The following is a 13,195-nucleotide window of genomic DNA, read 5'->3' on the forward strand; positions in this document are numbered from 1 at the left end:
CGTCGCTGGCAGCGGGGGCAGAAGTGGCTCGACCGGTTCATGAACGAGACCCGCACGATCGGGCGGCCGCAGCGCGCGCACGGCTCCCCCGTGCGTCCGTAGGCGTTCAGCGAGTGGGCGAAGTAGCCCGAGCGGCCGTTCACGTCGACGTACTGCGCGTCGAAGCTCGTGCCGCCCTCGGCGAGCGCCTTGTGGAACACCGCCCGCACGTCGGCGAGGAGGCGGCCGGCCGTCCGCGTCGACAGCGCCGCGGCGGGCGTCTCGGGATGGATGCGGGCCGACCACAGCGCCTCGTCGGCGTAGATGTTGCCGATGCCGCTCGCCACGGTCTGGTCGAGGAGCACGCGCTTGACGGCAGACCGCGATCGCCGCAGGACGGCGCGGAACGCCGCGTCGTCGAAGGCGGGATCGAGCGGGTCGCGCGCGATGTGCGCGACCTGGCTCGGGGTGGACGCGGCATCCGTCCCCCAGCCGCCGGCGGCGCCGTCGGGCGTCGGCACGAGCGCGTCGACGGCCAGCGAGCCGAACGTGCGCTGGTCGGCGAACACGACGGCCAGCTCGCCGTGTCGCGGATGCACGATGTCGAAGCGCACGCGCTCGTGACGCTCGGGCGCGGCGCCGGGCGCGCGCAGCAGGAGCTGGCCGCTCATGCCGAGATGTGCGACGACCGCCTCGCCGCCGGCTCCGCGCGACAGCGGGTCGACGAGCGGCATCCACAGGAACTTGCCGCGCCGGGCGACGGTGTGCACCGTCCGGCCGGTGAGCGCGGCCTCGAAGTCGACCGCACCACCGGGATGGCGCGTCAGCGCGCGCCCGTCGAGCACGGTGACGCCGGCGAGCAGCGCGCCGGTCATCGCCGGCGCGAGACCCGCGCGGACGACCTCGACCTCGGGCAGCTCAGGCACGTGGGCCGCTCAGGAACGCGCGGTCAGCTCGCGCCACACCGCGAGCGCGGCGGCCATCTGCGCCTGCTTCTTGCTCGTGCCCTGACCGTGCAGCGACACGTCGCCGACGGTCACCGTCGCGGTGAACAGGCGGCTGTGGTCGGGCCCGTCGGACTCGAGGTCGTACGTGGGCGGCGGCAGCTCGAGGCGTGCGGCGAGCTCCTGCAGGCTCGTCTTCGGGTCCATCGCGGCGCCGTAGCGCGTGGGGTCCTCCAGCAGCGGCTGCACGAGGCGGAGCACGAGCGCGCCCGCCGCCTCGGGACCGGCCGCGAGGAACGCCGCCCCGATCACCGCCTCCATGGTGTCGGCGAGGATCGAGTCCTTGTCGCGCCCGCCGGTCTGGTCCTCGCCGCGGCCGAGACGCACGTGAGCACCCAGGTCGATGCCGCGCGCGACCTCGGCGAGCGCGACGGTCGACACGACACTGGCGCGTCGCTTGGCGAGCGAGCCCTCATCGAGATCCGGATGCTGTCGGAACAGGTGGACGGTCACCGCCTGGCCGAGGATGGAGTCCCCCAGGAACTCCAGCCGCTCGTTGTGGGCGATGCCGCCGTTCTCATACGCGTACGAGCGATGAGTGAGCGCAAGGGTGAGCAGCTCCGGATCGATGTCGACCCCGAGCTGCTCGATCAGCACGTCGTGCCCCAGCAGGACGTCGGTCACGGCAGTGGGTAGGCCGCGGAAGGTCAGATGTCGGCGACCTTGCGGCCCTTGTACTCGAGGAACAGCTCGGTGCCCTGCGAGTCGGTGACGACCTTCGCCTGGTGCGGGCGGCTGTAGACGACCTTGCCGTTCTCGACCGACTTGACGAGGGCCGGGGCCTCCGCCTTCCACTGCGCGCGACGCGAGCGCGTGTTGGAGCGGGAGACCTTGCGCTTGGGGGGGTTGCCTGCCATGGCTAGCTCTTCTCTGTGTTGTCGGCGGCCGGGCGTGACGCCTCGGTGCCGCGGGTGAAGTTCTGGAGTTCGGCCCAGCGCGGATCGGCGACGGCGGGCTCGTGCCCTGCCTCGACGGTCAGCCTCTCGCCCGTGACCGGGTCGAGTCCGGGGCAATCCGGCTGACATACCGGCTGGAACGGAAGCGCGAGGACGATGGCATCACGAACAGGAGGTTCAAGATCCACGTGGTCGTCTTGAACCTCGAAGTCCGTCGCTTCTGTTCCAGGGTACCCGAACAGTTCCTGAAACTCGACTTCGACAGGCTGTGCGATGTCGATGAGGCACCGGCCGCACACGCCCTCGTACCGCGTCGCGATGTCGGCGGTGACCAGGATGCCTTCGTGCACGGACTCGAGACGGACCGACAGATCGATCGGTTCGCCCGCGGCGACGGCGACGAGTCCCTCGCCCCACTTCTCGGGGACGGGGACGTCGAGCTCGAACTCGCGCATCTCTCCCGGACGATGCACGATGTCGCGCACGGGGAGGATGAAGGGACCGTTCATGCGCTTCCTGACCACGGTCGTCCATGCTAGCCGCCGTGCGACGGCCCGGGGCCGAACTCAGTGGGCGGGAGCGCCCGTGTCGAGGAAGCGGGCGACGGCGGACGGCACGAACGGCGACACGTCGCCGCCGAGGGCCGCCACCTGCCGCACCAGCGAGCTGGAGACGAGCGCGTGCGCAGGGTCGGGTAGCAGGAACACCGTCTCGACGTGCGTGAGGTGGCGGTTCACGATCGCCATGGGCGTCTCGTATGCGACGTCGATCTGGGAGCGGATGCCTTTGACGAGCACGCCCGCGCCCACCTCGGTGGCGTAGTCGACGAGCAGGCCCATGCTCCACGACGCCACGACGACGTCGCCGGTGACGCCGGCCTCGGCGATCGACTGCTCGAGCAGGCTCACGCGCTGCGCGATCGGCAGCATCGCCGCCTTGTCGGGATTGTGCACCACCAGCACGTGCAGCTGGTCGTACAGCGTGGCCGCGCGCTGGATCACGTCGAGGTGCCCGAGGGTGGGCGGATCGAAGGAACCGGGGACGACCGCGATGCGGTTGCTCATGCCGCACAGCCTATCGGCCCCACGTGCACGCGAAGCGGGCGCGGTCGACGGGCGGGCGGAGCGGCGGCGTGCGCCCGCGTGTCAGTTCTTCGCGAGCGCGGCGCGCTCCTGCTGCCCCACCCGTCGTTCGATCGCCTCGGCGAGCCCGGGATGGCGCAGGAGCGCCGGATCCTCGTCGAGCACGCGCTCCGCCTCGTCGCGGGCGAGCGCGATGAGGTCGGCGTCGGCCACGACGCGCAGCAGCCGCAGCGACGAGCGCGCACCGGACTGCGCGTCGCCCAGCACGTCGCCCTCGCCGCGGAGCTGCAGGTCGACCTCGGCGAGCTCGAACCCGTCGCCCGTGGCGGCCACGGCCTCGACGCGGATGCGCGCGGGCGTTCCGGCGGGCGCCTCGGTCACGAGCAGGCACAGCCCGGGGATGCTCCCCCGCCCGACGCGACCGCGGAGCTGATGCAGCTGCGAGACGCCGAACCGGTCGGCCTCGAGGATGACCATCGTCGACGCGTTCGGCACGTCGACGCCCACCTCGACCACGGTCGTGGCGACGAGCACGTCGATCTCGCCGCGTGCGAACGCCTGCATGACCGCGTCCTTCTGCTCGGACGGCAGCTTGCCGTGCAGGAGCTCGACGCGGATCGACGCGAACGCGGGATGCCGCGACAGCAGGTCGCGCACCTGGACGACGCCCCACCGCGTGCGGCCGTCCTCGGGCGCCGCGGCATCCGTCGCGGGGTCGGCCTCCTCGCCGGTGGCGGTCTCGGCGTCGATGGCCGCGCACACGACGAAGGCCTGGCGCCCGAGCGCGACCTCCTCGGCGATGCGCTCCCACACGCGCGCGAACCAACCGGGCCGCTCGTCGAGCGGGGCGACGAAGGTCGAGATGCCGGACCGTCCGGCCGGGAGCGTCCGGATCGTCGAGACGTCGAGGTCGCCGAACACCGTCATCGCGACCGTCCGCGGGATCGGCGTGGCGGTGAGCACGAGGACGTGCGGCGAGGTGCCCTTGGCCCGGAGCGTCTCGCGCTGCTCGACGCCGAAGCGGTGCTGCTCGTCGACCACGACGAGCCCGAGGTCGGCGAACGTGGTGGAGGCGCTCAGCAGCGCGTGCGTGCCGACGACGATGCGGGCCTGGCCCGACGCGACGCGCAGCGCCGCCTTGCGCCGCTCGGGTGCGGAGAGCTGACCCGTCAGGAGCGTGGGCATGAGCTCGGGCGCGAGCTGCGGCCCCAGCATCCGGGCGATCGAGCGGAGGTGCTGCGCCGCGAGCACCTCGGTCGGGGCGATGAGCGCCGACTGGCCGCCCGACTGGGCGACCTGCAGCATCGCGCGCAGCGCCACGAGCGTCTTGCCGGAGCCCACCTCGCCCTGCACGAGCCGGTTCATCGGCCACGCGCCCTCGAGGTCGCGGGCGATGCGGTCGCCGACCGCGACCTGGTCGGGCGTGCGCTCGAACGGCAGGGCGGCGTCGAAGCGCTCGAGCAGATCGCCCGGCGGCCGCGCGGTGGCCGACAGCGCGCGCACGAACTGCCGCTGCTGCAGGAGAGCCGCCTGCAGCACGAACGCCTCGTGCATGCGCAGGGTCTGGCGCGCGGGCTCGACCTGCTCGATGAAGTCGGGTGCGTGGATGCGGTCGAGCGCGGTACGCGCGTCGAGCAGCCCCTGCCTGCGACGGAACCCGTCGGGGAGCGGGTCGGGCACGGGGCCCAGCACGGTGCGCGCGAGCTCGACGACCTTCTGGATCTGCCAGCTCGGCAGGGTGCTCGTGGCCGGGTAGATGGGGATGGGCTCGTGCTGCCGGGCCTCGGCGCTCATGCGGGCCTCGTCCTCGTCGTCGAACAGCTCGTAGTCGGGGTGCGCGAACTGTCTGTGCCCCTTGAACTCGCCGACCTTGCCCGAGAAGATGCCCTGCCTCCCCGCCTTGAGCTCGTTCTGCCGCCACGCCTGGTTGAAGAACGTGAGGGCCACGGTGCCGTGTCCGTCGCCGATCACGACCTCGAGGATCGAGCCCTTGCGGTTGCGCATGTGCCGCGCGTTCACCGAGCGCACCTCGGCGACGATCGTGACGGTCTCGCCCACGGGGAGCGACGAGATCGGCGTCAGCTCGCCGCGGAGCGCGTAGCGCCGCGGATAGTGCGCCAGGAGGTCGCCGACGGTCGCCATGCCGAAGGCGCGCGAGAGGGCCCCCGCGGTCTTGCCGCCCACGACGCCGTCGAGGCGCGAGGACAGCGTGACCGGCATGGCTCCGAGTCTAGGAGCGCGGTCCGACACCCGGCGAGACGTCGCCGAATGGCAGCGCGGCACGATCCGTGTCGGGTCCGCCCCGGCGACCCGGTTATCGTGAGCGTGTGACGCGCATCATCGCCGGCCGCGCCGGCTCGCTCGCCCTCGCGGTGCCGGGCTCGGGCACGCGGCCCACGAGCGATCGCGTGCGCGAGTCGCTGTTCGGCGCGCTCGACGCCGCCGATCGCGTGCGGGATGCCGCCGTGCTCGACCTCTACGCCGGATCCGGCGCTCTCGCGCTCGAGGCGATCAGCCGCGGCGCCGCGTCGGCGGACCTCGTCGAGAGGGCGCCGGCCGCGGCATCCGTCGCCGAACGGAACGCCCGGAACGTCGCGCGCGCGGCGGCCGGCGCCCGCGTGCGCGTCCACCGCGCGGGGGTCGACGCGTTCCTGCGCCGCGAGCCGGGCCCGTACGACCTCGTGTTCCTCGACCCGCCGTACGACCTCGGCGAGTCCGAGCTGGCCGCGACCCTGGAGCTGCTCGTGCCGGCCCTGGCCCCCGATGCCGTCGTCGTGATCGAGCGCGCAGCCAGGTCGCCGCAGCCCGCGCTGCCCGCCGGAGTGGAGCTCACCCGCTCGAAGCGCTACGGCGACACGACCCTGTGGTGGGTCGCCCGACCCTGATCGGCTCGGCGACCAGCCCTTCACCGAGCCCGATACGAGGCCGCCCGCGTGAGGCGCGCGCTCTGTTCGCTCGTGCGAGTCCGCGCCGTCGCACGCGGATACGCTGGTGCCGTGGGCGTGCGCGCGGTGTGCTGGGACTGGAACGGGACGCTCCTCGACGACGTCGAGCGCTGCCTGCGGATCATGAACAGCACGCTCACGGCGTTCGGCAAGCCGGTGATCGACGACACCGACGGCTACCGGGCGCTGTTCCGGTTCCCCCTGCAGGACTTCTACCTGGATGCCGGCATCCGCCCGCACGAGTACCGCCCTGCGGTCGACCACTACCTCGCCCTCCTCGCGCGCGACGACAGCGCGCTCGTGCTGCACGAGGGAGCGCGCGAGACCATCGCCGCGGTACGCGCGCGGGGCATCGGGCAGGTGCTCGCATCCGCGACCCAGGCGCCGCTGCTGGCCGCGCAGATGCGTCCGCACGCGCTCGACGGCGCGTTCGACGCGATCCTCAGCATCACCGACGCGCACGCCGCGTCGAAGCGCGACGTGATCGCGACGTGGCTCGACGGCGCCGGCCACGCGCCGCGCGAGGTGCTGCTCGTCGGCGACACGAACCACGACCACGAGATCGCCGAAGAGCTCGGGACGCGATACGTCCACTTCACGCGCGGGCATCAGCGGCCGCCGCGCCACGACGGCGTCGCGCGGATCTCGGCGCTCGAGGAGCTGATCCGCCACCTGGACTGACTCCGTCGCGCGGCCGTCCGGGCGCGGCGTGCGAGCCGGGTGGACTCAACCGGTGCGGTGGTCCCAGTCGCGGTAGGGGTCCCACCCGCCGGCGCGCTCGTAGGGTGCGCCGGCGACCGTGACGGGGGCCGCGGCGCGCGCCGTGACGCGGCCGATCGCGCGGAAGCCGTCGGGCAGCGACCGCCCGGGGAACGCGGCCAGCAGCGCATGGTCCTCGCCGCCGTCCAGCGCCAGGGCGGGATCGTCGCCGAGCGCCGCGACGTCGAGGTCGATCGTCACCCCGGAGGCCTCGGCCATGCGCCGCGCGTCGAGCGCCAGCCCGTCCGAGACGTCCATGAGGGCGTGGGCTCCGGCATCCGCCGCAGCGACGCCCAGCGTCACCGGCGGCGCGGGCCGCAGCTGCGCACGGAGCGCCCGGCGATCGTCCGCGGACAGGATGCCGTCGTCGACGGCGACCGGCTCGCCCGCGGCGTCGCGGAAGCGGTCGAAGAGCACCGCGAGGCCGCGCGCGGCGAGGCCGAGCTCGCCCGCGACGGCGACCACGTCGCCCGGCCGGGCGCCGGAGCGGAGGACCGGTGCGACCCCGTCGAGGACGCCGATCGCGGTGACGGCGATCGTGAGCGTCTCGGACACCGTGAGGTCGCCGCCCTCGACGGCGCAGCCGGGTGCGAGGGCGTCGCACGCCTCGCGCAGGCCCGCGGCGAGCTCCTCGACGAAGCCGATGCGCGTGTCGTCGGGCATCGCGAGGGCGACGAACAGCGCGGTGGGACGGGCGCCCATCGCGGCGACGTCGGCGAGGTTCACGGCCGCCGCCTTGAAGCCGAGGTCGCGGCCGCCCGACCAGGCCAGGCGGAAGTCGGGGCCGTGCACGAGCGTGTCGGTCGTGACGACGACGCGGCCGCCCGGTGCCGCGAGCACCGCGGCGTCGTCGCCCGGGCCGACGACGGCCCGCGAGGACCCCGCCAGCACCGCGAGGATGCGGTCGAGGATCTCGCCCTCGCTGAGCTCCCCCACCGTCGCCTCGTGCACCCCCCTACGCTACCCGGCCCCGTCCGCCCGCCCGCTCGGATGCCGCCTCAGACCGCGAGAAGTCAACGGTGCACCGAGAGTGCGCGACCAGCATGCGCTCTCGGTGCACAGTTGCACTCTCGCGGTCAAAAGGAGTCGGGGGTCGGGGGGAGGGGGCGAGCGCGGGTAGCCTGGAGGGATGCCCCGCCTCGCCCGTGCGCTCGTGGTCGTCGTCGCCGCGGCATCCCTCGCCGGCTGCGCCTCGTCGGTGTCGCTGCAGCCCGCGAAGGACGCGGACGATCCGCTGTGCGCCGAGGTCACCGTGCGCCTTCCCGCCACGATCGACGGCCAGGAGCGCCGCTGGACCGACGCGCAGGCGACCGGTGCGTGGGGCGAGCCGGGGAAGGGCACCGCGGTGATCCTGACGTGCGGCGTCGAGCCGCCCGGCCCGACCGAGGCGCGCTGCATCACGGTCGGCGGCGTCGACTGGATCGTCGACGAGTCGCAGGCTCCGCGCTACCTCGTCACGAGCTACGGTCGCACGCCCGCCGTCGAGGTCTTTCTCGACAACGAGGTCGTCGCGTCGAACGAGGTGCTCTCGGCGCTCGGCCCGCTCGTGCAGCGCATACCCGCCGAGCGCGCCTGCACGAACGTCGAGACCGTCGAGCCCTGACCGCTGTCAGCGACGCGAGCGCGCGATCTCGACCAGCTCGGTGATCAGATCGCCATAGGCGAGCCCCGACGCGATCCAGCACTTCGGGAACATCGAGATCGGCGTGAAGCCGGGCATCGTGTTGAGCTCGTTGACGTACAGCCCGTCGTCGGTGAGGAAGAAGTCCACGCGCGCGAGGCCCTGCCCGTCGACCGCGGCGAACGCGCGCAGCGCCTGCGCCTGCACCGCCTCGATCTGCTCGGGCGTGAGCGCGGCGGGGCACACGACCTCGGCGCCGTCGCCGCCGAGGTACTTGCCCTCGAAGTCGTAGAACTCGCGCGTCGTCAGCACGATCTCGCCCGGCAGCGACGCGCGCGCGGGCGCGCCGTCGCGGCCCTCGAGCACGGCGACCTCGATCTCGCGACCGGCGATGGCCTCCTCGACGAGCACCTTGTGGTCCTCGGCGAACGCGACGGCCATCGCGGCGTCGAGCTCGTCGGGACCGTGCACCTTCGACACGCCGACGCTGGATCCCGCGCGTGCGGGCTTGACGAAGACGGGGAAGCCGAGGGATGCCACGTCCGCCCGCACCCGATCGGCGTCGGCGTTCCAGCCGGCCGTCGTCACGGTGACCCAGGGCACGACGCGGACGCCGGTGGCCTCGAGCACGATCTTCATGAAGTGCTTGTCCATGCACAGCGCGGAGTCGAGCACGCCGCCGCCCGCGTACGGCACCTCGAGGGTGTCGAAGAAGCCCTGGATGGTGCCGTCCTCGCCGTGCGTGCCGTGCAGGATCGGGAGCACGACGTCGACCTCGCCGAGCTCCTCGACCGTGCCGTCGGCGCGGCGCACGCGCAGCTCGCGCGTGCCGGCGGCCTCGGGCCACAGCACGCGGGTGCCGTTGTCGGCGACCTCGGGCAGCCGCTCCGGGTCGAGCGCGAACTTCGCGGCGTCGTCGTCCTCGAGGACGAACGCGCCGTCGCGCGTGATGCCCACCGGGATCACGCGGTAGCGCTCGCGGTCAATCGCCCGCAGGACGCCCCCGGCTGTTGCGGAGCTGATCGAATGTTCGCTGGACCGACCGCCAAAGAGCACCGCCACCGCCGTCTTGTCCATTCTGGGTCCTCTCGCCGGTCGGCTGGTCGTCGTCGGTCGTCAGGTGGGGTGCGATGTCGCGGGGGTTCATCGTGCCGTCGAGCACCATCTTGACCTGCTCGACGATCGGCATGTGCACGTGCGTCGCCCGGGCCAGCTGCAGGACCGGCGCCACCGAGGCGAGTCCCTCCGCGGTCTGGTCCATCTGCTTCACGACGTCCTGGAAGCTGTATCCCTGGCCGAGCAGACGCCCGGCGGTGTTGTTGCGGCTCAGCGGCGACTGGCACGTCGCGATGAGGTCGCCGAGGCCCGCGAGGCCCTGCAGCGTCTCGGGCTCGGCGCCCTGCGCGACCGCGAAGTCGGTCATCTCGACGAGGCCGCGCGTGATGATCGACGCCTTCGTGTTCTCGCCGTAGCCGACGCCGTCGACGATCCCGATCGCGACGGCGATCAGGTTCTTGAGCACTCCCCCGAACTCGGTGCCGATGACGTCGGTGTTCACGAACGTCCGGAAGTACGAGTTGCGCGCGCGACGGGCGACGTCCTCGGCGGTCGTGCGGCTGATCGACGAGATGACGGCCGCGGTGGGCTGCTCGCGCGCGATCTCGAGGGCGAGGTTGGGGCCGGATGCCACGGCGATCCGCTCCGGGTCGCAGTGCAGCTCCTGCTCGATCACCTGGCTCATCCGCAGGCCGGTGCGCCGCTCGACGCCCTTCATGAGCGACACGATGGGCGCGCCGGTCTCGGCGACGAGGGGCCGCACCGCCTTGAGGTTCTGCCGCAGCGCCTGGCTCGAGATCGCGAGGTAGACCTGTGTGGCGCCGTCGAGGGCCTCGGAGATGTGGTGCGTGGCCGAGATCGACCGCGGCAGGTTGACGCCGGGGAGGTACTCGCTGTTGCGCTTCGCCTCCTGGATCTCGTGGGCGAGCTCGGCGCGGCGCGCCCACATCGTGACGTGCGCGCCGCCGTCGGCGAGCACCTTTCCGAACGTCGTGCCCCAGCTGCCGGCGCCCAGGACGGCGACGCGCGGCTTCGGCGCGGTCTGCTTAGGAGTCAAGGCGTCCCGTCTCCTTCTGCCCGTGCGTGGCCGGATCCCAGCGCTGCGCAGGCGCGGGCTCGCCGCGCAGCTGCGCCAGGAGGCCCGCGATGTCTGCCATCACCCGATCGGTCGCGGCCGCGAGGGTGGTCGGCTGCGACCGCGTGCGACGGTACTCGTCGAGGTCGACCGGCGGTCCGACGAGCACTCGCACCCGACGGCGCGGCGGCCACAGCCGCAGCTTGCCGTACCGCGGCATGATCTCCTGCACGCCCCAGTGCGCCAGCGGGATGACCGGGATGTCGCGGGTGAGCGCGAGCCGCACGGCGCCGGTCTTGCCGCGCATCGGCCAGAGGTCGGGGTCGCGCGTGAGCGAGCCCTCGGGATAGACGATGACGCCGCGACCGTGCGCGACGAGCTCCGCCGAGCTCTTCAGCGTCTGCCTGGCGGCGGCCGCCGAGGCGGAGCGGGCGACCGGCACCATGCCGGTCCTGCGCAGCGCCCAGCCGAGCACCGGCACGCGGAACAGGCTCTCCTTGGCCATGAAGCGGGGAGCCCGGCCCATCCGCCACGTGGCGACCGCCACGATGACCGGGTCGATCTCGCTGCAGTGGTTGGGGGCGAGCACGAACGCGCCTTCGCGCGGCAGGTGCTCGGCGCCCTCGACGTCGATCTTGGCCAGGAGTCCGACGAGCGGGACGACGATCGCGGCGAGCGGCCAGAAGATCGACGGACGGGTCTTCTCGTCGGATGCGCGCGGCATCGGGGCGGGCACGGCGCTATCCGATGATGTCGAAGTCGGCGCCGAGCGCGGTGAGCTTGTCGAGGAACTGCGCGTAGCCGCGGCGGATGATCCCGATGTTGCGCACGACCGACTCGCCGTCGGCGGTCAGCGCCGCGATCACGTGGCTGTAGCCGCCGCGCAGGTCGGGCACGACGATGTCGGCGCCGTGCAGGGGCGTCGGCCCGGTCACCACGGCCGCCTGCTCGAGCTCGCGCCGACCGACGCGTCGGTACGGCCCGTCCAGCCCGCGCGGATGGACGACGATGTCGGCGCCCATCTTCACGAGCGCCTCGGTGAAGCCGAGCCGGTTCTCGTACACCGTCTCGTGCACCACGGAGGTGCCCTCGGCCTGCGTGAGCGCGACGATGAGCGGCTGCTGCCAGTCGGTCATGAAGCCGGGGTGCACGTCGGTCTCGACGGTGACGGGCTTCAGGGGTCCGCCGCGACGGAAGCGGATGCCGTCCTCGGCGATGTCGAACGAGCCGCCGACCTTGCGGAACACGTTGAGGAACGTGAGCATCTCCTGCTGCTTGGCGCCGCCGACGAAGATGTCGCCGTCGGTCGCGAGCGCCGCGCTCGCCCACGAGGCGGCCTCGTTGCGGTCGAAGATGCAGCGGTGGTCGTAGCCCGTGAGCGTGTCGACGCCCTCGATGAAGATCACGCGGTTCGGCTCGTACGAGATGATCGCGCCCATCTTCTGGAGCACCGCGATGAGGTCCATGATCTCGGGCTCGATGGCCGCGTTGCGCAGCTCCGTGGTGCCGCGCGCGCGCACCGCCGTCAGCAGCACCTGCTCGGTCGCGCCGACGCTCGGGTAGGGCAGCTCGATGTCGGCGCCGCGCAGCCCGCCGGGGGCGGAGAGGCGGATGCCGCTGGGCTGCTTCTCGACGATCGCGCCGAACTTGCGGAGCGCGTCGAGGTGGAAGTTGATCGGCCGGTCGCCGATGCGGCATCCGCCGAGATCCGGGATGAACGCCTGGCCGAGCAGGTGCAGGAGCGGACCGCAGAACAGGATCGGGATGCGGGAGGCCCCCGCGTGCGCGTCGATCTCCTCCATGTGGGCCGAGACCGCGCCGCGCGGATCGAGCCGCAGGACGCCGTTGCCGTCGTCCTCCACACCGACGCCGTGGACCTCCAGGAGCGAGCGGACCACGTGCACGTCGCTGATGTCGGGCACGTCGCGCAGGACGCTCTCGGTCTCGCCGAGGAGCGCGGCGACCATCGCCTTCGTCGCGAGGTTCTTGGCGCCCTTGACGTCCACGCGTCCGGTCAGCGGCCGACCGCCCCGGATCGCGAGCACCTCGGCGCCCGCGTCTCGGTTGCGATCGGTGTCCGACGCCGACTCGCTCAGGAGGGTGTTCATCCGATGGACCTCACTCGTGTCTCGTGGAATCGCCGTGCGGATGCCGCGCCGCGGCTGCGGGGTCTGCTCCACGCTACGCGACCGGGAGCGTGCGCGGACGCCAGGCCTCGCGGCGCGCCTCGAACTGTGCGATGGCGCCCTCGTCGTTCAGGGTCAGCCCGATGTCGTCGAGGCCCTCGAGCAGCCGCCATCGCGTGTAGTCGTCGATGTCGAACGGCACCTCGAGCTCGCCCAGGGTCGCCGTGCGGCGCTCCAGGTCGACGGTCATCGGGACGCCCGGCTCGGCCTCGAGGAGCGTCCAGATGCTCTCCAGAGCGTCCTCCGAGATGACGCCGGTGAGCAGGCCCTGCTTGCCGGCGTTGCCGCGGAAGATGTCGGCGAACTTCGGGCTCAGCACGGCCTTGAAGCCGAAGTCGCGCAGCGCCCACACCGCGTGCTCGCGGCTCGAGCCGGTGCCGAAGTCGGGACCGGCCACGAGGATGCTGGCGCCGGCGTACGCGGGCTGGTTGAGCACGAACTCGGGATCCTGCCGCCAGTTCGCGAACAGCGCGTCGTCGAAGCCGGTCTTGGTGACCCGCTTCAGATAGACGGCCGGGATGATCTGGTCGGTGTCGACGGCGGCCCGCTTCAGGGGCGCCGCGATGCCGGTGTGCGTCGAGAACTTCTCCAT

The 13,195-nt window shown here is 72.7% G+C and carries 15 protein-coding genes; 3 read left to right on the plus strand and 12 right to left on the minus strand.

Translation table 11 applies throughout. The features are described from left to right. The 6 genes from mutM to WML84_RS00605 form a co-directional block, all read right to left on the minus strand. A partial coding sequence (mutM, locus tag WML84_RS00580; RefSeq protein ID WP_347344211.1) for a bifunctional DNA-formamidopyrimidine glycosylase/DNA-(apurinic or apyrimidinic site) lyase occupies positions 1–905 on the minus strand: 905 nt, incomplete at its 3' end. Between the two features lie 9 nt (positions 906–914). Then, positions 915–1,607 carry a ribonuclease III gene (rnc, locus tag WML84_RS00585; protein ID WP_347344212.1) on the minus strand — a complete coding sequence of 231 codons (693 nt, stop codon included), beginning with the start codon at positions 1,605–1,607 and terminating at the stop codon, positions 915–917. Positions 1,608–1,630: 23 nt separating this feature from the next. Further along, positions 1,631–1,840: a 50S ribosomal protein L32 gene (gene rpmF, locus WML84_RS00590; RefSeq protein ID WP_347344213.1), complete on the minus strand. Its 210-nt coding sequence runs from the start codon at positions 1,838–1,840 to the stop codon at positions 1,631–1,633. A 2-nt stretch (positions 1,841–1,842) separates the two neighbouring features. Further along, positions 1,843–2,388: a YceD family protein gene (locus WML84_RS00595; protein WP_347344214.1), complete on the minus strand. Its 546-nt coding sequence runs from the start codon at positions 2,386–2,388 to the stop codon at positions 1,843–1,845. A 57-nt stretch (positions 2,389–2,445) separates the two neighbouring features. After that, the gene (coaD, locus tag WML84_RS00600; RefSeq protein WP_347344215.1) at positions 2,446–2,943 is read right to left on the minus strand and encodes a pantetheine-phosphate adenylyltransferase; all 498 of its coding nucleotides are present in this window, start codon (positions 2,941–2,943) and stop codon (positions 2,446–2,448) included. An 81-nt stretch (positions 2,944–3,024) separates the two neighbouring features. Next, on the minus strand, positions 3,025–5,181 hold the full coding sequence (locus WML84_RS00605) for an ATP-dependent DNA helicase RecG (protein WP_347344216.1): 2,157 nt from the start codon (positions 5,179–5,181) through the stop codon (positions 3,025–3,027). Positions 5,182–5,288: 107 nt separating this feature from the next. Between WML84_RS00605 and rsmD the strand changes: the two genes are divergently transcribed. Next, the gene (rsmD, locus tag WML84_RS00610) at positions 5,289–5,846 is read left to right on the plus strand and encodes a 16S rRNA (guanine(966)-N(2))-methyltransferase RsmD (protein ID WP_347344217.1); all 558 of its coding nucleotides are present in this window, start codon (positions 5,289–5,291) and stop codon (positions 5,844–5,846) included. Between the two features lie 111 nt (positions 5,847–5,957). Continuing rightward, positions 5,958–6,587, plus strand: a complete 630-nt coding sequence (locus WML84_RS00615; RefSeq protein WP_347344218.1) for an HAD hydrolase-like protein — start codon at positions 5,958–5,960, stop codon at positions 6,585–6,587. A 45-nt stretch (positions 6,588–6,632) separates the two neighbouring features. On the opposite strand, the gene thiL is transcribed toward WML84_RS00615, so the two are convergent. Then, complete coding sequence (gene thiL, locus WML84_RS00620; protein ID WP_347344219.1) at positions 6,633–7,616, minus strand: thiamine-phosphate kinase; 984 nt, start codon at positions 7,614–7,616, stop codon at positions 6,633–6,635. A 178-nt stretch (positions 7,617–7,794) separates the two neighbouring features. Here thiL and WML84_RS00625 point away from each other — a divergent pair, with 178 nt between their 5' ends. Continuing rightward, positions 7,795–8,268 carry a DUF3515 family protein gene (locus WML84_RS00625; RefSeq protein WP_347344220.1) on the plus strand — a complete coding sequence of 158 codons (474 nt, stop codon included), beginning with the start codon at positions 7,795–7,797 and terminating at the stop codon, positions 8,266–8,268. A 6-nt stretch (positions 8,269–8,274) separates the two neighbouring features. On the opposite strand, the gene WML84_RS00630 is transcribed toward WML84_RS00625, so the two are convergent. From WML84_RS00630 to leuD, 5 genes are all read right to left on the minus strand, one after another. Then, a complete protein-coding gene (locus WML84_RS00630; protein WP_347344221.1) occupies positions 8,275–9,363 on the minus strand; it encodes a D-alanine--D-alanine ligase family protein in 1,089 nt (362 codons plus the stop codon). After that, entirely contained in the window at positions 9,269–10,399 is a 1,131-nt protein-coding gene (locus tag WML84_RS00635; protein WP_347344222.1) for an NAD(P)H-dependent glycerol-3-phosphate dehydrogenase, read from the minus strand. The genes WML84_RS00630 and WML84_RS00635 overlap by 95 nt, the downstream gene beginning before the upstream one ends. Further along, positions 10,389–11,141 (minus strand): lysophospholipid acyltransferase family protein, encoded by a 753-nt coding sequence (locus WML84_RS00640; RefSeq protein WP_347344254.1) that lies wholly within the window; start codon positions 11,139–11,141, stop codon positions 10,389–10,391. Before WML84_RS00640 ends, WML84_RS00635 begins: the two co-directional genes overlap by 11 nt. A gap of 16 nt (positions 11,142–11,157) precedes the next feature. Then, positions 11,158–12,525: a UDP-N-acetylglucosamine 1-carboxyvinyltransferase gene (gene murA / locus WML84_RS00645; protein WP_347344223.1), complete on the minus strand. Its 1,368-nt coding sequence runs from the start codon at positions 12,523–12,525 to the stop codon at positions 11,158–11,160. A 73-nt stretch (positions 12,526–12,598) separates the two neighbouring features. Then, entirely contained in the window at positions 12,599–13,195 is a 597-nt protein-coding gene (gene leuD, locus WML84_RS00650; RefSeq protein ID WP_347344224.1) for a 3-isopropylmalate dehydratase small subunit, read from the minus strand.

Source organism: Microbacterium sp. (assembly GCF_039812165.1).
GTDB lineage: Bacteria > Actinomycetota > Actinomycetes > Actinomycetales > Microbacteriaceae > Microbacterium.